At 60.5% G+C, this 21,515-nt stretch carries 15 protein-coding genes; 7 read left to right on the top strand and 8 right to left on the bottom strand.

All coding sequences use genetic code 11. The features are described 5' to 3' along the window. The first annotated feature begins 31 nt into the window (after positions 1-31). The 3 genes from C2L65_RS46835 (at position 32) to C2L65_RS39660 (ending at position 2,679) form a co-directional block, all read left to right on the top strand. Complete coding sequence (locus C2L65_RS46835; RefSeq protein ID WP_042305261.1) at positions 32-238, top strand: hypothetical protein; 207 nt, start codon at positions 32-34, stop codon at positions 236-238. Positions 239-1,166: 928 nt separating this feature from the next. Further along, positions 1,167-1,757 carry a BPSL1445 family SYLF domain-containing lipoprotein gene (locus C2L65_RS39665; protein ID WP_042305259.1) on the top strand — a complete coding sequence of 197 codons (591 nt, stop codon included), beginning with the start codon at positions 1,167-1,169 and terminating at the stop codon, positions 1,755-1,757. A gap of 94 nt (positions 1,758-1,851) precedes the next feature. Further along, a complete protein-coding gene (locus C2L65_RS39660) occupies positions 1,852-2,679 on the top strand; it encodes a PRC-barrel domain-containing protein (RefSeq protein ID WP_042305258.1) in 828 nt (275 codons plus the stop codon). A 172-nt stretch (positions 2,680-2,851) separates the two neighbouring features. Here the strand turns inward: C2L65_RS39660 and C2L65_RS39655 are convergent, their stop codons facing one another. Beyond that, a complete protein-coding gene (locus C2L65_RS39655; RefSeq protein ID WP_042305257.1) occupies positions 2,852-3,571 on the bottom strand; it encodes a Crp/Fnr family transcriptional regulator in 720 nt (239 codons plus the stop codon). Between the two features lie 758 nt (positions 3,572-4,329). On the opposite strand from C2L65_RS39655, the gene C2L65_RS39650 reads away from it, so the two are divergent. Next, a complete protein-coding gene (locus C2L65_RS39650) occupies positions 4,330-12,927 on the top strand; it encodes a GH36-type glycosyl hydrolase domain-containing protein (RefSeq protein ID WP_042305363.1) in 8,598 nt (2,865 codons plus the stop codon). A gap of 167 nt (positions 12,928-13,094) precedes the next feature. Beyond that, entirely contained in the window at positions 13,095-14,333 is a 1,239-nt protein-coding gene (locus tag C2L65_RS39645; RefSeq protein WP_427910211.1) for a DesA family fatty acid desaturase, read from the top strand. A 114-nt stretch (positions 14,334-14,447) separates the two neighbouring features. On the opposite strand, the gene C2L65_RS39640 is transcribed toward C2L65_RS39645, so the two are convergent. From C2L65_RS39640 to C2L65_RS39610, 7 genes are all read right to left on the bottom strand, one after another. Beyond that, complete coding sequence (locus tag C2L65_RS39640; RefSeq protein WP_042305362.1) at positions 14,448-14,654, bottom strand: hypothetical protein; 207 nt, start codon at positions 14,652-14,654, stop codon at positions 14,448-14,450. A gap of 281 nt (positions 14,655-14,935) precedes the next feature. Next, positions 14,936-15,439 carry a phasin family protein gene (locus C2L65_RS39635; protein ID WP_042305255.1) on the bottom strand — a complete coding sequence of 168 codons (504 nt, stop codon included), beginning with the start codon at positions 15,437-15,439 and terminating at the stop codon, positions 14,936-14,938. A 310-nt stretch (positions 15,440-15,749) separates the two neighbouring features. Beyond that, positions 15,750-16,004, bottom strand: a complete 255-nt coding sequence (locus tag C2L65_RS39630; RefSeq protein WP_233446657.1) for a DUF2513 domain-containing protein — start codon at positions 16,002-16,004, stop codon at positions 15,750-15,752. 146 nt (positions 16,005-16,150) lie between these two features. Next, entirely contained in the window at positions 16,151-16,957 is an 807-nt protein-coding gene (locus C2L65_RS39625) for an alpha/beta fold hydrolase (RefSeq protein WP_042305254.1), read from the bottom strand. After that, the gene (locus tag C2L65_RS39620) at positions 16,950-18,188 is read right to left on the bottom strand and encodes a pyridoxal phosphate-dependent aminotransferase (protein ID WP_042305253.1); all 1,239 of its coding nucleotides are present in this window, start codon (positions 18,186-18,188) and stop codon (positions 16,950-16,952) included. Before C2L65_RS39620 ends, C2L65_RS39625 begins: the two co-directional genes overlap by 8 nt. Then, a complete protein-coding gene (locus tag C2L65_RS39615; protein ID WP_042305252.1) occupies positions 18,188-18,850 on the bottom strand; it encodes an RraA family protein in 663 nt (220 codons plus the stop codon). The genes C2L65_RS39620 and C2L65_RS39615 overlap by 1 nt, the downstream gene beginning before the upstream one ends. Next, the gene (locus C2L65_RS39610; RefSeq protein ID WP_042305251.1) at positions 18,847-19,515 is read right to left on the bottom strand and encodes an RraA family protein; all 669 of its coding nucleotides are present in this window, start codon (positions 19,513-19,515) and stop codon (positions 18,847-18,849) included. The genes C2L65_RS39615 and C2L65_RS39610 overlap by 4 nt, the downstream gene beginning before the upstream one ends. A 104-nt stretch (positions 19,516-19,619) precedes the next feature. Here C2L65_RS39610 and C2L65_RS39605 point away from each other — a divergent pair, with 104 nt between their 5' ends. Both C2L65_RS39605 and C2L65_RS39600 read left to right on the top strand, forming a co-directional pair. Next, a complete protein-coding gene (locus tag C2L65_RS39605; protein ID WP_042305250.1) occupies positions 19,620-20,567 on the top strand; it encodes a LysR substrate-binding domain-containing protein in 948 nt (315 codons plus the stop codon). A gap of 139 nt (positions 20,568-20,706) precedes the next feature. Further along, positions 20,707-21,378: an RraA family protein gene (locus C2L65_RS39600; protein ID WP_042305360.1), complete on the top strand. Its 672-nt coding sequence runs from the start codon at positions 20,707-20,709 to the stop codon at positions 21,376-21,378. Positions 21,379-21,515: the final 137 nt, after the last annotated feature.

Genomic DNA, 21,515 nt, shown 5'->3' with positions numbered 1-21,515 from the left:
GCAAAGATGGTCTTTTGAAGGAGTGGGTGAGATGACTCTGGATTACGCAGGCAGGTCGCACGATGAAGCCATGGCCTTGAGGCACAAGCAGAAGCAAAAGGCGCAGGAACAGGCTGGAGGCGAAATGGCGATAGATGGGACTGAGGCCGACGCCGAGCATAGTTGCGGTGAACTCTCCGAACGAGGAAAGCAGGTTTGGCGAAGCGGGAGCGGGATCAACGGCGGTGGGAAGGAGTAGTCAAAAAATAGTCGAATCTCGACGCCAACGGGTACTACCGGTCACCATGTTGGCTCATCCTGGCGATGCTTCTGCTGGCGCGTCCCGTGGCGGCCGCGAGCGGGCACGGCGTAGCACTACTACGTGCGATGCCAGCGGAGCATGCCGTGACTGTCAAGCGGATCGTTTTTCGATCCGCTTGAACGCAATCAGCAAACGCGTCACGCGCCGCGCACCGTTTGGAAGCGATGCCTGAACTGCTTCCAGCGCCGCAATACGGCCACGCCAATAGGCGAGTCCAAACGGGCCGTCAGCGACGAGTTGCGGGATTATGCGTTCGAGGTGAGCAAGATCGTCTTCAAACTGATGGTGTGACACATCGATCCTTGTGGCGTTAGAGCGGAACGGCCTTGACCTCGCCATCGACGATGTCCCTGTCGAATTACAAGGCGAGTTCGAGTGCGTCGTCGGCACGGGTCGCGGCATCACCGACATAGGCCGTTAAATTGCGCTGTGCTGCGGTAGGCCGGTGGCTACAAGCCGAGCTTCGCGCACAATCTGTCGATCATGTGATGCTCGTTCAGCCAGCGGATTCTGTCCCTTCGTGCCAGGCTTTGCCGATACCTGTAAAGCGAGACGGCAACCATCATCGTCATTCCGGTCAGAATGCCCCACATTGAATAGGTCATATTTTCCCTTTGGGTTTGCCGTGTCCGTCACGATTGGGTGAACTGATTGGGAGAACTGCCAGCGGAAAGTTGGGCTCTATATTTTTCCCATGAGAACCATCACGGATAGAGCCATCACGACTACATCGGGTGGCCAGCCGTTAGTTCACCGTCAAGCTCGAGCTTATCGAGTATCCAGCGGCGTGTCTGTACGCTGCCGTACCGCTTCGGCACCGGCTCTCGCGTAGCGTCGGACGCATTCGTAAATTAAGGAGACGGGTATGCAACGACGAACATTTCTCTGGGGCGTGCCAGGATCGATGATCGCGGTCGGCCTGTCGCTATCCGGCTGCACGACGACGCCTGCCGGATCCGACACGATGGGCGACCAGAAGAACAAACGCCGTACCATCGACGCAGGCGTCGACTCTACGCTCACCCGACTCTATAACGTGGTTCCCGGCGCCCGCGAACTCGTCGGCAAGTCGAACGGGCTGCTCGTGTTTCCGACGGTTATCAATGCCGGTATCGGATTGGGCGGACAGTATGGCGAAGGCGCACTGCGCGTCGGTGGAAAATCGGTGGGGTACTACAGCACCGCGAGTGCTTCCGTCGGCTTGCAAGCCGGCGCGCAATCGAAGGCGATCGTCTTTCTGTTCATGACCGCGGACGCACTCGACCGGTTTCGCAGCAGCGAAGGCTGGTCAGCGGGGGCTGATGCATCGGTGGCGGTATTGAAGGTCGGCGCGAACGGCGATGTCGACACGGGCACGGCAACCGGGCAGATCAACGCATTCGTACTGACGAATGGCGGCTTGATGGCCGGCGCGACGGTGGACGGTACGAAGGTGACACGACTCAAGACGTTGTAACGGGCAATGTCGTCGCAGCGGATATTCATCCTTCGTTCGGCAATGGCGAAGGCATTCATTGATGCCGTCCCACACGTAGCAGGAGTATCGAATCATGTTGCGAAGTATCGAGAGTCTGAAGGGATGTAGGGTGACCGCGAGCGATGGCGAAATTGGCAGTGTCGAAGAGGTCTATTTCGATCACGATGCATGGGGCATCCGCTACCTGGTTGTCAAAACGGGAAACTGGATCGACGGGCGGCGCGTGCTGATTTCGCCTTACTCGGTCATCCGCATGGATCCGGGGGCGTTGAGCGTCCACGTCGATCTCACGCGGCAGCAGGTGAGCGACAGTCCTCCCGTCGACACTGACAAACCCGTCTCGCGTCAAGACGAAGCCGAGTATCTCCGCTATTACGGTTACCCCGTGTATTGGGGCGGCGTAGACGTGTGGGGCGCGGGTAGCTATCCGGCGTTCAGCCGTGCGGTGCTATCGGCTGTGTCGCCGGAGACACTTGCGCAACTCGCGCTGTTCGGCGACAAGCCGCCAGGCGACAGCCATCTGCATAGCACGGACGCGGTGGATGGTTACCACGTCGCGGCGGTCGATGGCGATATTGGGTACGTGTCCGGATTCGTTTTCGACGATGAGGCCTGGACTATACGTTATCTCACCGTCGATACGCAAAGCTGGTGGGCATCGAGGGAAGTGTTGCTGGCAACGGAGTGGATCTTCCTGATCGACTGGCTCGAATCAACTGTTTCGACTGAGCTGACACGCGACGCCATCAAGGATAGCCCGGACTACGACAACAGGATTCCGCTAGAGCGCGATTTCGAAACCCAGTTGTACGCGTTCTACGGCAAGGCGGGGTACTGGTCGGAGGAAAGGGCGGCATTGCGACTCAAACAAACTGGCGCAGCCGCCTCTGCGGCGCCATAAAACACGCCCTGTTGCGCGAGTTCAACCGCAGTCATGCCCGACTACTCGACGTAGTTTCCGGCAATGAGAGACGTTGTCCATCGTGGGCTATCTCCCACGCAGCGGATACGCGGGGGCTCGCGGTGATAATCAAGATCTAAGGAGCGCTTTGCCGGCTGACACGGCATAACGTCTATACGGCTTTCAGATCGGGTAACAGGCGGTCGAATTCGCGTCTCACCACGCTGTAGCACTCACATACGCGTGCTTCCAGTCCGGGGCGATCCAGAACTTCAATATGTCCGTGGCTGTAGCGGATCAGCCCCGCATCCTGCAGTTTCAACGCCGCCTCTGTGACGCCGGAACGCCGCACCCCCAGCATGTTGGCGATCAGTTCCTGGGTCATCTTCAGTTCGTTGGACGGCAGGCGATCGATGCTGAGCAGGAGCCACCGACAGAGTTGCTGATCGATCGAGTGATGACGGTTGCACACGGCTGTCTGTGCCATCTGGGTGATGAGCGCCTGGGTGTAACGCAGCAGCAGCCGCTGAACCGGGCCGGCACGGCGGAACTCTTCTTTCAGAATCCGTGCATCAAGCCGGTACGCCTCGCCGGCGCTTTGCACGATCGCGCGGCTCGGCGTTGTCTCGCCACCCATGAACAGTGCAATACCGATGAGCCCCTCATTGCCGACGATCGCAATTTCCGCAGACGCGCCGTCTTCCATTACGTAGAGCAATGAGACGATCGAAGTCGTCGGGAAATAGAGGTGATCGAGGCGATCACCGGATTCGTATACGACCTGCCCCAAGGGCATATCGACGCGCACCAGATGAGATGACAGCCGTGCCCACTCCGTTTCTTGCAAAACGGCGAGCAGATGATTTTTCCTTGCAGGATCCACGTTTGCCATGTAGCACTCCTCGACCTCCTGCGGAAAACCCCCCGCGACGGTGTCGCAGCCGCGCTCTCCGCAACCTGGGCGGCGCGGGCACGCTTCTGCAGATTATAAGTCCCCGTGACCAGCTTTTCATGCGTCGCGCGTCGACGCAAGTGCATGCCCGTACGGCACCGTACCGACGTCCGGCTCAGGCGCGCGCACCGTGTTCACGGGTGTCTTGCGTCCCGATGGCCGAAGAGTTGGCATTCGTCCAGCAGACGACACTTGAGAGCCAGGCATCGGTAAATCCTGAGCGAGGAACGACATATGCGCATCAAGGTGGTCGGCTCAATGGTCGTTGTCCTGGCGTTGCTTTCTTCGAACGCATTTGCGGGAGTTGATCAACGCTGCGTATCCGTTCAGAGCAGCATCTGTAATTCAACGTTGGCGCGATGCCAATGCACTCCCATGGGGCGAGGGAGCGCGACGGATAACGTCGCCGACCAGCAGAGAAGGTGTACCCAGGAGTGTCAAGTGGCGTATCAAAGCTGTCTGGCTGACGCAAGCCGTTCGTGCTACCGGTAGCAGGGGATCGTGCAGAAACAAAGAAACGCCTGTTTATTCAACGTGTATGTCTGCCCAACGTGTGGTGTCAATACCGATGACGGGAAGATCATCGACTGGGCGAGCCATGTAACCACGTCCCGTGGCATGCGGGTTGCCCTTCACGGGTATCGCGCCGGTGGGAAGCCCCCAGTCCGTCGAATTCACCGATGTTGCAGGAAGTACCCGTGAACACGTTCCTTCAGTATGTCGCGCGATTTCGATCCGCCTCGCCGCCGTGGACGGACACGTCGCCCGTGCGCGACGAACTGTTCAGCGTCGAGCGCCTCGAGCAGCATGCGCAGAGCCTCGCTGCCGCACAGTCGGTGACGAACAGGCCGCCTGCCGTGCGATCGTTGCACACCCGCCTCAACGACAACGCTGCCGTCCTGCTCGCGGCTTACCGTGCGAGCGCTGCAGAGTTGGAGCATGGCGGGAGCGTGGTGCCCGCTGCTGAATGGCTGCTCGACAACTATCATGTGGTCGAGCAGCAGATCCGTGAGATTCGCGACGACCTGCCTCCCGGTTACTATCGTCAGCTGCCTAAGCTGGCTGCGGGGCCGTTCGCCGGCTACCCACGCGTATTCGGCCTGGCATGGGCGTTCGTTGCGCATACAGACAGCCACTTCGACCCGCGTGTGCTGCGACGTTTCATCGATGCATACCAGCGTGTTCAGCCGCTCACGATCGGGGAATTGTGGGCAGTGGCGATCACATTGCGCGTCGTCCTGATCGAGAATCTGCGGCGACTCGCTGACCAGATTACGGCAGGTCGGCGCGCACGCGAGGACGCCGATGCGCTCACCAGCCGCCTGCTGCAAACGGGAAATGCCCGTGCGGCGCTGGAAGCGGATATCTCCACGCGTTCCTCGGGGATGTTGTCGGAGCTGTTCGCCGCACAGCTGGCCAAACGGCTGCGCGATCAGGATCCGCGCACGATGCCCGCGCTCGGGTGGCTGGAGGAGCGGCTCAAGCTTCAGGGTGTGTCTGTCGATGAAGTCGTGCAGCATGCACAGCAGCGACAGGGTGCATCGAATGTCACCGTGCGCAATGTGATCACCAGCATGCGCCTGATGTCTGATATCGACTGGACAGAACTGTTCGAGAGTGTGAGTCTCGTCGACGCACGACTGCGCGCAGGAAGTTCCTTCGGCGCGATGGACTTCCCGACGCGCAATCTGTACCGCAGTGCGATCGAGCAACTGGCGCGCGGCTCGGCCGCCACCGAACTCGAAATCGTCGATCTCGCGCTTCGCTCGGCGCAAGCAGCGGTGGCGGAAGCGGGCGATACCGGGCACACAGAACGTGCCGGTGACCCCGGCTACCACCTGATTGCGGAAGGTCGGCGAACGTTGGAGCAGGCAATCGGATTCCGCGCGCCCCTGCGGCTGCGCATTACCCGGTTCAATGTTGGCCTCGGCATGGGTGGCTATGTCGGCATGATCCTGACGTTGGCCGCGACGTTGCTCGCGCTGGCGTCGTGGGTGCTTTGGAGTCAGTCGCCGCGCCATCTCGACGCGTGGCTAGTCGTGATGTTTGCCCTGTGTGCATTCCTGCCCTTCACCGAGATCGCAACCGCGCTTGTTAACCGCGCGGTGACGTGGAGTTTCGGCGCGGTCATGTTACCGGGACTCGAACTGACCGCAGGTGTGCCGTCGGGGCTTCGGACGTTGGTCGCGGTGCCCTCGCTCCTGAGCAATGAAGCCGACCTGCGCGAGCAGATCGAACGTCTCGAAGTGCATCACCTCGCGGGAGCCGGTGGAGATTTGTCATTCGCGCTACTGGTTGACGGCCTCGATGCCGACCAGGAAGTGCGAGACGGTGATGCACATTTGCTCGCCGTTGCTGCAGACGCGATCGAAGCATTGAACCGCCGTTATGAGCCAGCTCCAGGTGGCAACCGTTTTCTGCTGCTGCACCGCCGCCGCGTGTTCAACAGGAGCGAGAACAAATGGATGGGCTGGGAACGCAAGCGCGGCAAGCTGCACGAACTCAACCGGCTGTTGCGTGGCGCGACGGATACAACTTTCGTGTCTATCGCCGGGCGCCCGCCGCAAGTACCGTCCGACGTGCGCTACGTCATCACGCTCGATGCCGATACGCGTCTGCCCCGGGACGCCGCGTTGCGGATGATAGGCAAGATGGCGCATCCGCTGAACCGGCCAACGTTCAGTGACGTCAAACAACGCGTCGTCAACGGCTATGCGATTCTTCAGCCTCGCGTCACGCCGTCGCTGCCCGTCGGCGAGGAAGGTTCACTGTATCAGCGTGTCTTCTCCGGTCCCGGCGGGATGGACCCGTATGCGGCAGCCGTCTCCGACGTCTATCAGGACCTGTTCGGCGAGGGTTCCTTTACGGGGAAAGGCATCTACGACGTGGATGCATTCGAAGCAGCGTTGCATGGCCGTGTGCCCGACAATACGCTGCTCAGTCACGATCTGTTCGAGGGAGTGTTCGCGCGCTCCGGGCTGGCGTCGGATATCGAGGTGGTGGAGGAAGTGCCGTCGCGCTATGACGTGACAGCCAAACGTCAACATCGTTGGACCCGTGGCGACTGGCAGTTGCTGCCGTGGATCGTTGGGTATCGAGGCCATGACCACCTGGCAATGCCGGTAGTCGGTCGCTTCAAGATGCTCGACAATTTGCGGCGCTCGCTGCTGGCACCGCTCATGGTTGCCACGTTCGGCCTGTGCTGGTTGATGCCGATTCGCGCTGGCATTGCGGGCGCGTTGCTGATGTTCGCCACGCTCGCCATTCCCGCTTTCTTGCCGCCCCTATTGGCGATCGTGCCGCGACATACCGGTATCCGTCTTCGCAATCACATCGACGTGCTGGGCGGCGACCTGCGGCTCGCGACATGGCAAACCTTTCTTTCGGTCGCGTTCCTTGTCGACCACGCGTGGCGCATGGGCGATGCGATCGTCCGGACGCTTGTGCGGCTGTACGTCACGCATCGACGGTTACTCGAATGGACGACGGCGGCGCAGTCCAAGGGCAGCCCTCGTCTCGATCTGCACGGCTTTTATCGGCAGATGGCGGGCGGCACCGCGCTTGGGCTTGCGCTGTCTATCGGCACGCTTGCATTCGCGCCGTCGCGGTGGCCGCTCGTGTTGCCGTTCACGTTGTTATGGCTGGCCGCGCCAGCGCTTGCGATGTGGGCAAGCCGTTCGCCGACCGTCGGGCAGCGTCTCGCGATGTCAGACTCAGACGCGCGCGATTTGCGCCTGATCGCGCGCCGCACGTGGCGTTTCTTCGAGACCTTTGTCACGCCCGCAGAAAACATGCTGCCGCCGGACAATTTCCAGGACGATCCGAAGCCGGTCGTCGCGCACCGCACTTCGCCAACCAATCTAGGGTTGTATTTGCTGTCAGCCGTCGCCGCGCGCGATTTCGGCTGGGCGGGGACGATCGAAACCGTCGAACGACTGGAGGCCGCATTTGCTTCGCTTGAAAAGCTCCCGCGCTTCAAGGGTCATTTCTATAACTGGTATGGCACACAGGACCTGCGGGCATTGGCGCCTGCTTACGTTTCGTCGGTCGATAGCGGCAATCTCGCCGGTCATTTGATCGTACTCGCCAACGCGTGTGAAGAATGGGTGCAAACAGCGCTCGCACCCTCGGCCCGATCCGGGATACTCGATAACCTGCAACTGGCGCTCGAGGCTGTGGCCGCGCTGCCCGCGGCCAACGGAGAGCGTGGCAGACAGCTTGCCGCGACCCTCGAAGAAATCCATGCACAACTGCGCGGTCCGCAGACGTATCGTGCGCTTTCGGGGTCGCTGGCGCGGCTGGCGAAAAAGGCGGTGGAGGCGACGCGCGCCATCGTGCCTGCCGATGGCGACGATAGTAGTGCAGACCTGACCTTCTGGATCGAAGCCTTGCGGCGAAGCATTTTCGAACACAGTCGCGACGGGCGGCAACTCGCCACTGTGCCGTATCTTCTGCAAGCACGGTTGACCTCGCTAGCCGACGCCGCGCGTGTACTTGCGCTCGGAATGGACTTTACATTTCTGCTCGATCCCGAACGTAAGCTGTTGTCGATTGGTTACTCGCAGTCGGATAACAGCCTCGACGCGAATTGCTACGATCTGCTCGCGTCCGAAGCAAGGCTCGCCAGTCTGTTTGCAATCGCGAAGGGCGATGTGACCACGCGTCACTGGTTCCGCCTCGGGCGTTCGGCCACACCAATCGGCAATGCATCCGCGCTGATTTCATGGTCGGGGTCGATGTTCGAGTACCTGATGCCGTCGCTGGTGGCGCGCGAACCCGTCGGTAGTCTGCTGGAACAGACGAACCGGCTGGTGGTGGAGCGGCAGAGATCGTATGGACGATCGCTTGGCATTCCATGGGGCGTCTCGGAATCTGCTTACGAAGCGCGCGACATCGAATTCACTTACCAGTACTCGAGCTTTGGCGTGCCTGGCCTCGGCCTCAAACGCGGACTGTCCGAAAACCGGGTAATCGCACCCTACGCAACGGGACTGGCGACGATGGTTGCGCCGCAGGCCGCCCGCGAAAACTTCGTGCGACTCGCCGCGCTGGGCGCACTGGGCCGCTACGGGTACTACGAAGCGCTCGATTTCACCCGCGCGCGTCTGGCCGAAGGGCAGAGCTTCGCGCTTGTCCGCGGCTTCATGGCTCATCACCAGGGTATGACGATCGTTGCAATTGCAAACACCTTGCTCGATGGGGTGATGCGTACGCGCTTTCATCGTGAGCCGATGATCCAGGCGAGCGAACTGCTATTGCAGGAGCGCATGCCGCGCAACGTCGCGGTGGCGCATCCGCGTGCCGAAGAAGTGAGCACGTCTGCCGCCGAAGCAGGGACCGCGCCGTCGACGGTACGTCGCGTCATGGAGCCCGCGTCCGCCGGCGGAGCGCCGATTACACATCTGCTGTCGAATGGAAGGTACGCCGTGATGCTGACGGCGACAGGCGCTGGCTACAGCCGCTGGCGTGACGTGGCTATCACGCGCTGGCGCGAAGACGCGACGCGTGACAACTGGGGGACGTTCATTTTCCTGCGCGACATGTCCAGCGGGCGGGTGTGGTCCGCAAGCGCACGACCGCTCGCTGGCGAACCCGAAACGAGCGGCGTCGTGTTCGGTGAAGATCACGCGGAGTTTACCCGTCACGACGGATCGCTCACGACCAGCATGGATGTACTCGTATCGGGTGAGGCGGACGGCGAAGTCCGTCGTGTCTCGCTCGCAAACAGCGGGCGCAGCGTTCGGGATATCGAGCTGACTTCGTATGCCGAACTCGCATTGGGCGCGCAGGCCGCCGATATCGCGCATCCCGCTTTTTCGCGCATGTTCGTGCAGACCGAGCATCTTGCCGAATTCGGGGCGCTGGTGGCGACGCGTCGTCCGCGTTCGCATGACGATACGCAGATATGGGCCGCGCATTTTGCCGTTGTCGAGGGTGAGATAGTCGCCGAACCGCAATACGAAACGGATCGTATGCGCTTTGTGGGCAGAGGGCGCAACACGCGCACAGCTACCTCGATAGTCGACAATCAGGCGCTCTCCAATACGACGGGCACCGTGCTCGATCCCGTCTTTGCGCTTCGATATCGTCTGCTGGTGCCGCCGGGCAAGATTGCGCGTGTCACGTTCTGGACGATGGTGGCCACCTCACGCGCGCAGTTGCTCGATCTCATCGATCAGCACCACGACCGCAATGCATTCGACCGTGCCAAAACGCTCGCGTGGACACAGGCTCAGGTGCAATTGCGTTATCTGGGCATCGAGGCGGAGCAGGCGGCGGACTTCCAGCGGCTCGCCGCGCCGATTGTCTATGCCGACGCTCGCTTCAGGGCACAGCCGGACGCAATCGTTCGCGGAGGCGGCACGCAGGCGGGCTTGTGGCCGCTGGGGATTTCTGGCGACTTGCCGATCGTGCTGCTCCGTATCGGCGATCTCGAAGATATCGCGCAGGTCCGGCAGTTGTTGAAGGCGCACGAATACTGGCGAATGAAACGGCTGGCCGTCGACCTCGTGATCGTCAACGAGCGGGCCTCGTCATACATTCAGGCATTGCAGGAGGCGATCGAAACGGCCGTGCGCAGCAGCCAGTCACGTCCGCGTTTCGACGATGAGCTCGCGCAGGGGGCGATCTACACGTTGCGTGCAGATCTGATGAGCGTGGAGTCGAGGACGCTCTTGCAGTCGGTCGCGCGCGTGGCGCTGATCGCACGCCGAGGGTCGATTGCCGCACAGGTCGGGACGCTGTTGAAAATGCCTGGGCAGCCGTCGTCACCGCGCCGGAGGAAGCCGCTGCTTCTGTCGCTGTGGCCAGCACCGCCTGAGCAGTCTGACGTGCCGCCTTCGCTGACAGCCGGACTGGAATTTTTCAACGGCCTGGGCGGCTTCGATAAAAACGGTTCTGAATACGTGATCGTGCTTGGGGCGGGCGCCGCCACGCCTGCGCCGTGGATCAACGTGATTGCCAATCCCCGTTTCGGCTTTCAGGTCGCGGCGGAAGGCAGCGGCTATACGTGGGCTGAAAGCAGTCGTGAGAACCAGCTCACGTCATGGTCGAACGATCCCGTCGAAGATCCCGCCACGGAAGCCCTTTACGTGCGGGATGAAGCGACGGGCGATATCTGGACGCCCACCGCGCTCCCGATCCGCGACGGTGGCATATACGTCGCGCGTCATGGCCACGGCTACAGCCGTTTCGAACACAACGCGAACGGTATCGCACTCGAGCTGCTGCAGTACGTACCGCTTGCCGATCCGCTGAAGATTTCCCGTCTGACGTTGCGCAATCTGTCGGGCGTCGCACGCCGTCTCTCCGTGACGGCGTGGACCGAATGGGTGCTGGGCACGTCGCGAGGCGCGTCGGCACCGTTCATCGTGACGGAAATTGACCCGGTTACGGGCGCGATGCTGGCGCGCAATCCGTGGAATATCGCGTTCGGCACGCGCGTCGCGTTCGCCGACCTCGGCGGCCGCCAAACGGCGTGGACAGCGGATCGCACCGAATTCCTCGGCCGTAACGGCGAAGCCGCCGCGCCCGCGGCGCTGATCGGCCATGTCCCGTTATCCGGCGCGATGGGCGCGGGGCTCGATCCGTGTGCGGCATTGCAGACTTGCTTCGACCTGGAAGTGGGCGAGGTCATCGAGGTGGTTGCGTTCGTCGGCCAATGCGCATCCGTCGATGATGCACGTGTACTGATCGAACGCTATCGCAGTGCAAATCTCGATGCCGTCCTCGCCGAGGTGACACACCACTGGCGCAGCGTGCTCGGCGCCGTTCAGGTGAAGACGCCTGACCGGGCCATGGATCTGATGCTGAACGGCTGGCTGCTGTATCAGACGCTTGCGTGCCGTGTCGAGGCGCGCGCGGCCTTCTATCAGGCGAGCGGCGCTTACGGATTCCGCGATCAGTTGCAGGACACGATGGCGCTGACGCACGTGCGGCCCGACGAAACGCGGCGGCATTTGCTGCGCGCCGCGTCGCGGCAATTCGGCGAGGGAGATGTCCAGCATTGGTGGCTGCCGCATTCCGGGCAGGGGGTGCGCACCCGGGTTTCCGACGATCGCGTGTGGCTCGCATACGCGGTCGCGACATACATCGGCTGCACGAGCGATGACGCGGTTCTCGACGAGATCGTGCCGTTCCTCGACGGGCCGCTGCTGCAACCCGGTGAACACGATGCATTCTTCCAGCCCATGATCGCGGAACAATCCGCATCGCTATTTGAGCATTGCGCGCGCGGTCTCGATCAATGCATCGAATTGACGGGGGAACATGGCTTACCGCTAATCGGCACGGGGGACTGGAATGACGGGATGAACCGCGTCGGCGCTAACGGCAAGGGAGAGAGTGTGTGGCTTGGCTGGCTGCTCCTGCGCACGATCGAGCTGTTCGCACCGCTGGCCGAACTGCGCGATGCGCAGCGTGCCGCGCGCTGGCGCGACCATGCGACGTCGGTGCGCGATGCACTGGAGCGTGAGGCCTGGGACGGCGAGTGGTACCGTCGTGCGACGTTCGACGACGGCAGCTGGCTCGGCTCGAATAGCGACGTAGAGTGCAGGATCGATTCGATAACCCAGTCGTGGGCTGTCTTGTCAGAGGCGGCGGATCCGATACGCGCCGCGCAGGCGATGGTTTCGCTGGAGCAACATCTTATCCGTCGCGAGGACGGAATCGCGTTGCTGTTCACGCCGCCATTCGATAAAACCTCGCGGGACCCGGGCTATATCAGGGGCTATCCGCCGGGGCTGCGCGAAAACGGCGGCCAATATAGTCATGCCGCGATGTGGGCAATTCTCGCATTTGTCAAACTGGGCGACGGTGACAGGGCCGCAGAGCTGTTTTCGCTTTTGAATCCCGTCAATCATGCGCGCACGCCAACGGAGGTTGAGCGCTACAAGGTCGAGCCCTACGTCGTCGCGGCCGATGTCTATTCAGTGGCGCCTCATGTCGGGCGCGGCGGTTGGACCTGGTATACGGGGTCGGCGGGATGGATGTACCGGGCGGGCGTCGAAGGCATTCTGGGGATTCGCAGGGAAGGGGATTTTCTGGTGATTGACCCGTGTATTCCCGACGCGTGGCCGGGCTTTGAAGCAACGGTCAACGTGTGCTCGACGCGCTATGAGATTCGCGTGGAGTCCACCTCAGAGGCCCGCACGATGCATGCCGTTCTTGACGGCAGGACCGTCGATTGCGGTACCGAAGGCGTGCGTGTACCGCTCGATGCTGGCGTACACAGGCTGTCCATCTCACTGCGTTTGGCAGTTGATGTCGAGGTCAACTCGCGTGAGCCGGCCACGTAAGGCAATGGCTCGTTACCGGATCGCCATTCTGCACCTAAAGGTGGGTTCGACGGGGCAGGGTCGAGAGGTACGGCACCGTACCGACGTCGGGCACAGGTGCGCGCACGCTATTCGTCGGTATCGTCGTAAAGCATCGAGCTCCCGCACGGTTCTATTCACGAGAGCAGGTGTCTGATGTCAATATTGCTTTACAAAGAAGGGTTATTTTGTTTACTTCCTCATTGACGTTTTTCTCACACGGCCTGCTTTCGCTGACGTGGTGGCAAATCCTGCTCACAACTCTGCTGCTGACGCACGTCACGATTGTTAGCGTGACGGTCTACCTGCACCGTTGCCAGGCACACCGGGCGCTCGAACTGCATCCGGTTGCCAGTCATTTCTTCCGTTTCTGGTTGTGGATGACAACGGGCATGCACACGGGAACGTGGGCTTCCGTTCACCGCAAACACCACGCAAAGTGCGAGACCGATGAGGATCCGCACAGCCCCCAAGTCCGTGGCATCTGGACGGTATTGCTGGGCGGCGCGGAACTGTACCGCGCCGAAGCGAAGAACGAAGAAACGCTACGGAAATTCGGCCACGGCACGCCGAACGACTGGATGGAACGCAACGTCTATTCGAAGTATCCGAATCTCGGCATCAGTTTGCTCATGGTGATCGACGTAGCGCTGTTCGGTGTCGTCGGTGTCTCGGTCTGGGCCGTCCAGATGATCTGGATCCCGTTCTGGGCAGGCGGTGTGGTCAACGGCGTTGGACATTTTCTGGGCTACCGCAACTTTGCTTCGCCCGATGCGAGTACGAACGTAATTCCATTGGGCATCCTGATAGGCGGCGAGGAATTTCACAACAACCACCACACCTATGCAACGTCTGCCAGGTTCTCGAATAAATGGTTCGAATTCGATATTGGATGGATGTACATCTGCATCCTTTCTTCGCTGGGATTGGCAAAGGTGAAGAAAGTGGCGCCGACGCCGCACCTGGTCAAGAGCAAGACGGTGCTCGATGACGATACGGTTCAGGCCATCCTTCGCAACCGTTATGAGGTGATGGCGCGCTATGCCCGGACGGTCGAACGCGCGTACCGGCAGGAACTCGATCATATGAGACACATTGGTCTCTTTGAACGATTTCTGCTCAAACGCGGAGTAAGAAAATGGTTTGGCGGCGCTTGTGTCGGCGCGCACAGCCATCGACGTCAGCAGCGATTGGCGGAGATGTACGACGGTAGCCAGACGCTGCGTATCTACCTCGACCTGCACGATGGCCTGTTGGCAATTTGGGAGCGGTCGAACAGGTCGCGCGAGCAATTGCGATCACAACTACAGGAATGGTGTCGTCGCGCCGAGCATAGCGGTATCAATCCGCTCAGAGAATTCTCGGTGTGCCTGCGTCAGTACACGTGATGGATAGCAAGGGCGCTTCGCGGAACCGGCTTCACACCTGATGCGCACCACGCAAGATGCATGTCTGTCACAATCGTTCCAGCTCCGCCCATTTTTAAGCGGAGCAATGTCTTTTTATGAATCGCTACCATTGAAGACCGCATAAAGCCGCTTCCTTGCGAGCCGAATCCATTGCTTCTGCGATCCGTATTTGTTCCCTTCCGCGTCTCGCTCTTTGTCTTCCGGGCCCACCCGCATGCCGTCATCCGTTGCATTCTCCGCGGCTTCTCTCAGTCTTCTGCTTTCCGCCAGTTCTTCCGCATTCACCTGGTCATCAATCACTATGCACTCCAATAGTAATAAAAACGGGTTCCGCAAAAAGGCGGTTGGCATCGCCCCACAGCGGGGACGATGCGACACGACATATCGCAAGTCCGGTCTGGTTCCTGGCGTCCGTTGAGCGCAATCGGTGTCATCCGTCGTGGCAAAGCAAACCAGATCGTGACCGAATAAAAAGACGCCGGCGTCTTGCCGGCTTCTTCATAAGGCGGTGAGACCGCCCAACGACCTGCTTGTGCAGGACGTCGTTTTGGTGTTGCGCGAGAGCCGCGCAACGCTATTGCTTACGCGATGTCAGGTACCGGGGTGCCCGGCGTCCGGGTGCCGGCTGCCTGGCTGATGGTTTCCTGCATCATTCCCTGGGCTCGCATCATCCCGCCGATTGCAGACTGCATCGCGGTAGTGGCCGCGTCAGAGCCAAAAGGGGAGATCTGGCCAAAGTTGGCTGCAAACTGCGGCCAGAGGGTGTTGTACTGGTTACGCAGGTCCTCGCCGACGCGTGTCACTGCGGCCATGAACTGTGAATCGATCTCACGGACATGCGTGGAATACGACAGAGTTTGCTCGACAAATCGCTGAGACAAGGCGACCGCACCAAAGGCTGGCGGCAGTCCTGACTGCTGCGGCGACAGCGCGGCTTGTCCTTCTTCCAGCATCGCCTTTAGTGCTGCGAGATTGAGATGAGTCAGCTTTTGCAGTCGCTCAAATGCTTCGTTCTGCAAGCCGAAAATTCCCGGCAAAGTACGCAGGCCAAAGGCGGCGGATTGCTCAATAGCAGTGGTGCTCAATGAATGCTCCTGATCGACCCGGCACGTACGTCCAAGGGATTTCGGAGGCGAGTGTGTCGCTAATGATCTGCAGGTCGGAGTGACGCGGCACTGTTAATGCCGCGCTGCAACAAAGACCACTGTATACCTTTCCTGCAGGATGTACAGTGATTCCTGAATGCCTATCCGGCCTGATGGAAACGCCAGGTCGTCATCGTTCGATTTTGGTTCTTCACGCATCGAGTGAGACCGATACATTGTCCTCTTCGTCTTTTAGATCCGTGTTGTCTCCGCGAGAACCAAGGAAATTTCCCTGGCGCGCAGGCCAGACTTAGGTACCCTCGAAGGCACTCGGGGCCGCCGACTTCAAATACTCGTGGCCATCCCAGCTTAGCCGCCAATCGGTCCCCATCGAGCACACGAGGTTTGCGTCGGCCAGCAGGTTCAGGTGATACCACACGCCTCGGTTCGAAACATCGAACTTATTCTTGAGCGCGCTTTCAATGTCGAATTCGCTGAGGTGCGGGGACTTGCCTTTTTCAAGTGCATTCAGTATGGCATGTGCCAGATTCATATCTCGTTTCACGATCTCCTCCTGTGCTGGATAGGTGTACCCGTCAAGATGGCGAGTTGGCGGCAACCTTCGGAACATGCCTGCGACGAACCGAATCGCTATAGGCGATCGATGTAGACACGTGTCGCTACGATCGGCCGTGCGGCGCCGCTCTCCCATCAGTGTGGCACCGGTCCGATGATCTGCGCGATCCGTTGCCACATCTCTACTGGATTCGAGTACATCGGAAAGTGGCCGCTGTGACTCACTTCAGCCAGTTGCACGCCGTGCTCGCGAAGCGTTGGCAAATAGGAAAGCGATGCGTTCTGCTCACCATACATGAACATTCGGGGAAATGGCAGTTCGAGGAAGCGGTCCATGAGGCACGCATTATCCGAGAGTTCCACCATCGAGCGGAAAATGTGTCGCACCGCGTCAGCACGCACCTTATGTCGCAAACTCGCGGCATAGAGCGGACACGAGAAGAATGGCGAATGCCATGTGCGTTCTATGAACTGGTCGAAGAAGGATTGCGAGTCCGCCGCAGGATAGTCGTTCACCTGCCGGCTCAGGAAACAGTCTTCCGGAGCGACATTGCCTTCGATATCGACGAAGCTGAGTACGCCCGCGCGTATTTCGTCGGCGAGCATGAGGGCGGTCAGTCCGCCCATCGAATGGCCTACCAGATGGAAGTGCTCAACTCCGTAGTGCATGAGTACGGCCTTTGCAGTCGAAACAAGAAAGGGCACCGATATCTTCGACAGATCAGCACAGTATGTTGCGCCACAGCCGGGTGCATCATAGGCGATGACAGGATGGCCGTCGAACGCCGGATAACGCACGATATCGGCGTAGTCTTCCTTTGTTGACCCGAATCCGTGCAGAAAGAGTATTGGCGCGCGGTTCCCCGCGCGCCGCATGACTGCCAGATCGAGCGTAACGCCTTCCACCACGAGCGTTACGTTTTCCTTTTTGAGTTCAGCCATGTCTGACGAGCCCTCCCCCTGAAAGCGATGAGCAGAACGTTTTGATAGCGCGACATGCACCCGTCAGCGCCATGTCGTCGAGCGCATACGCGATCCGGATGTACGGGCCGAGCCCGAACGCGCTGCCATGAACCGTCGCTACGCCTGCTTCGTCGAGTAGGGTTGCCGCAACATCCTCGTCGCTGCGAAGCGTCGTGCCGCCTGCAGTGGTCAGGCCGATCAGGGCCGAACATGACGCAAATGCGTAGAAAGCACCGCCTGGTATCGGGCACGTCAATCCTGGCACGGCATTGATCAGGTCGACCACGAGGTTGCGCCGGCGTTCGAACGCCATGCACGATTCGGTGATGAAGTCCTGCGGACCGGTCAGCGCAGCAAGCGCGGCGTATTGTGAGATCGAACTCGCGCCCGAGGTCTGCTGACCCTGCAGCTTTTCCATCGCATCGAGCAGCCAGCGCGGACCTGTTCCGTAGCCGATGCGCCAGCCCGTCATCGCGTAGGCTTTGGAGACGCCGTTCATCGTCAGCGTGCGTGCCGCGAGCCGAGGCTCGACTTGAGCGATCGTGAAGAAAGGCGCGCCATCGAAAATCAGATGTTCATAGATATCGTCCGACAGCACGAGGACATGCGGATGCGCGAGTAATACATCTGCCAGGGCGGCCAGTTCGTCGCGCGTATAGACGGCGCCCGTCGGATTCGAGGGCGAATTGAGGATGACCCATCGCGTGCGTGGGCCGATCGCTTTCAAAAGCGCGTGCGGTGTCAGTTTGAATCCGCTTTCGATGCCGCACGGCACGACGACAGCGCGTGCGCCGCAAAGCGCGACCATCTCCGGATAACTCACCCAGTACGGCGCCGGCACGATGACTTCGTCGCCCCCGTTGAGGGTTGCAGCCAGCGCGTTGTAGATGACCTGTTTGCCGCCGCCGCACACGATGGTGTCCTGCCAGCCGACGTCTAGTCCATTCTCGCGCTGAAACTTCCCAGCAACCGCTTCGCGCAGGCTGCGCATGCCGGCGACTTGCGTGTAGCGCGTATGCCCGGCGCGGATTGCTTCGATTGCAGCTTCCCGAACGTGGTCGGGTGTATCGAAGTCCGGTTCGCCTGCGCTCAACGAGATGACGCTGGCACCGCTTGCTCGCCGCGCTGCAGCGCGATCCATCATCCGATAGGTTGCCGAAGGCCGCGCACGCGCGAGATTCACATTGAGCCGATGAGCAGATTGATCCATCACGACTTCCTCTGCAACATGTGATAGCCGAGCGCCGCACGCGCTTCGCCGAGCGTCATGCCATCCGCGATACGCGCGCGGATCTGCGATTCCGTTTCCTCGATCTTGCGCGCTAGCGCGGCAACTTCGATTGCGCGCTTGCGCGGCACGACAACGACCCCGTTCGCATCCGCGACGACGATGTCGCGCGCGCTCACGCGCGCCGTGCCGATCGAAACGGGTGCATTGATCGACTCCACTTGCACGCGATCCTTGCCGGTTCGCATGAAGCGTCCGCGACTGAACATGGGATAGCCGTCGTCGAGCGCTTTGGCCACGTCGCGGCACACGCCGTCGATCACGGTCGCCGCGATTTTGCGCGCGCCTGCATACTGGGTCATGATGTCGCCCCAAACAGTGCAGTCCGTTCGGGCATCGTTGTCGATGACGATCACATCGCCTTCTGCGACATCGTCGATGAAATCGCCGACGCTGCCCGGCGGCGTGCTCGCGCTCACATACTTGACCGTGAAGGCCGGACCGACGACGGTTTTCCGGTAGTCGTCCAGTGCAGCGATCCCGAGACATTGGCCGGGCAGGCCGAGCTTGTCCATTGCATCAGAGACGCCGGGCGTGTCCAGTCCTTCAAAAAGGGCGACGAGTTCCTTGTCTTCAGCGCTCATTTGGCTTCCTTGACGTAGATGGCTTCGAATTCCTTGTCGTGCATGACTTCCGCAACGGCGCGGCCCGCGCGAACGGCCATCACCATGCCGTCCTGACGTTTTGCTATGCGTTCGCCAAGATCGACGACTTCTTCAATACGCGCGGCGGGCACGAACACCGTGCCGCAGCGATCCGCGACGACATAATCGTTTTCATGCACGACGACGCCCGCGAACCTCACGGGCTTGCCGGAACTGATCTGCGCGACGCGATTGCGTGCGCTGATCATCGTGATGCCGCGCCCGAACACGGGATAGCCGATTGATTCGCTGCCTTCGATATCGCGGCTACATCCGTCTATCACCGAGCCGCGAATCTTTTTTGCCGTCGCCGCATTGGCGATGATGTCGCCCCAGCACGAAATGCCTTCGAGGCCGCCGGCAATGACGAGAACGCGGTCGCCCGTGCGAATTTCGTCGATCACGGGGGTGATGAGATGAACAGTCGGCGTCGCATCCGTCTTGGGCCCGAGCTGAATCGTGCTCGCGCGTCCGACGACGCGCGGGCAGTCCCAAAGCGGCCGGATACCAAAGGTGGCGCCGGGAAGACCAAGAAAATCGAGCGCATCGGAAACCGTGTTGGAATCCAGCGAGGCAAGCCGTTCGAGCAGGGAAGGGGGCGTCATGGTCAATGGCCAGATGCGTTGCAGAGCTTGCAGTCTCGGCGTTAGAGTCGCAAATGTAAATTCCGAAGAACGGAACCCTTTCATACGCCGAAGCTATCAATGTCATGATCAACTTTCGACTCGTTCGCCATTTATGGTTGTTTCTCGCCGTCGCCGAAGAAGAACATTTCGGCCGTGCCGCCCAGCGACTCGGTATGTCCCAGCCGCCTTTGACCGAACAGATCCAGGTGCTCGAACAGGCGCTGAAGGTCAAGTTGTTCGAGCGCGGACGGCATGGCGCGAAGCTCACGCAGGTCGGCGCTGCAATCCTGCCGGCCGTTCGAAAATTCGCCGAGCAACTCGAACGTCTGGAACTGGCAGTACAGGAAGCGACGCAGGGAAAAAGCGGTGTATTGACGATCGGCGCCATCGCGTCCGCGATGATCGATACGCTCCCGCCTTTCATCGAGCATCTGAAGGCGCAGTTTCCCCAGCTAACCGTCTCGGTCAAAGAGATCGACAGTGTCGAGGCGGTGCCAGCACTCGAGCGCGGCGACATCGATCTTGCATTCGCGCGTCTCGAGGGAGAGCAGGGGCCGTCAATTCAGTCGTTGGCGCTCAAGCAGGACCGCCTCGCTGTGGCCTTGCCGAAGACGCACCGCTTTGCAGAATTGCCGCGCGTGCGGCTTGCATCGCTTGCGGACGAAGCGTTCGTCATGTTTTCGCGGCACTTCAGTCCGAATTACTACGACAGCATCATCGCGACTTGTCGAGGCGCAGGGTTTTCGCCACGCGTGTTGCACGAAGTGCGCTCTGTGGCGTCGCAAATCGCTTTCGTCGGATGTGGACAGGGCATCGCGCTCGTGCCCGATTCGCTGAAAAAGATGGCGGCGGATAACGTTGTATTCCGGCCTCTGAAAGAGGCGGTCACTGTCGTCACTACGGCCGTCGCATGGTCTACGGAGAGGGCGAATCCGATCGTCGACACAGCCGTTGAAGCGCTATCCAGGAGCAGAATGGTTCAGGTGGGGAAGGCACCGGCGGTGCGCAAGAGGCGGACGGATCGAGCTTAGGACACGGCATATTCGATACGCCCGGCAGAACGATTCGTTCCGATCTTCGGAATTTACAGAATGGATACGAAGCTCGATATTGGCCGCGCTCTCCCGCGTGTTTGCGGGAAGTGATCCGCCACCGAAGAGGAGCATTGCCGTGTCGAGTTCCGAGTTCAATATTCATCCGCCGCCCGCGCTGGCGCCGTCCGAGATCGTCGAGGCGCTACGGCAGATCGTGACGCCGCATATCAGCGACAGCCTTCAGCGCGTTTCAGGTGTGGTCGGCCTGACGCGATATCACCGCAGCCGGAAGCTGGTCGGCACCGCGTTTACCGTCAAGACACGCCCTGGCGACAATCTTCTGATCTACAAGGCGTTGATGGATATGTCGCCCGGTCACGTCCTCGTCGTGGACGGCGGAGCGGACACGACCAACGCACTGGTCGGCGAACTCATCATGCTTTACGCGCAACAGCGCGGATGCGCAGGCTTCGTGCTGGACGCCGCTATCCGCGACAGCGCTGCGTTTTTCGAGGCCGATTTCCCTTGCTATGCGCGCGGTACGAGTCATCGTGGGCCTTATAAAGTCGGACCGGGCACGATCAACGTGCCCGTGTCTGTCGGCGGACAAGTCGTTGCGCCGGGCGATCTGGTTGTCGGAGACGAAGACGGTGTCGTGTCCTTTCCGGCGAGCGACGCACGAAGAATCCTCGATGCAGTCGCGAAGATTGCTGCGAACGAGTCTCGCATCAAGGATGAGATCGCTACGGGCGCTCGCGATCAGGCATGGCTTCATAAGGTGCTGGCAGCGCACGGGCTGGGCGAATAGCACATCGGCATCGATTTTTCGAAACTTTCCTCCCGTAACACCTGGCGGCGATGTCGATTGGCATCGCCGTTTTTTATCGCCGTTTCAATAGGCTCGACGTATCGAACTCTTCCTGAAATCGGAATAGACGTGGCTTT

Source organism: Paraburkholderia terrae, assembly GCF_002902925.1.
In the GTDB taxonomy this organism is placed as follows: Bacteria; Pseudomonadota; Gammaproteobacteria; order Burkholderiales; family Burkholderiaceae; genus Paraburkholderia; species Paraburkholderia terrae.
Note: the sequence above shows the minus strand (reverse complement) of the source record. Positions and strands in the feature narration are given on the sequence as shown.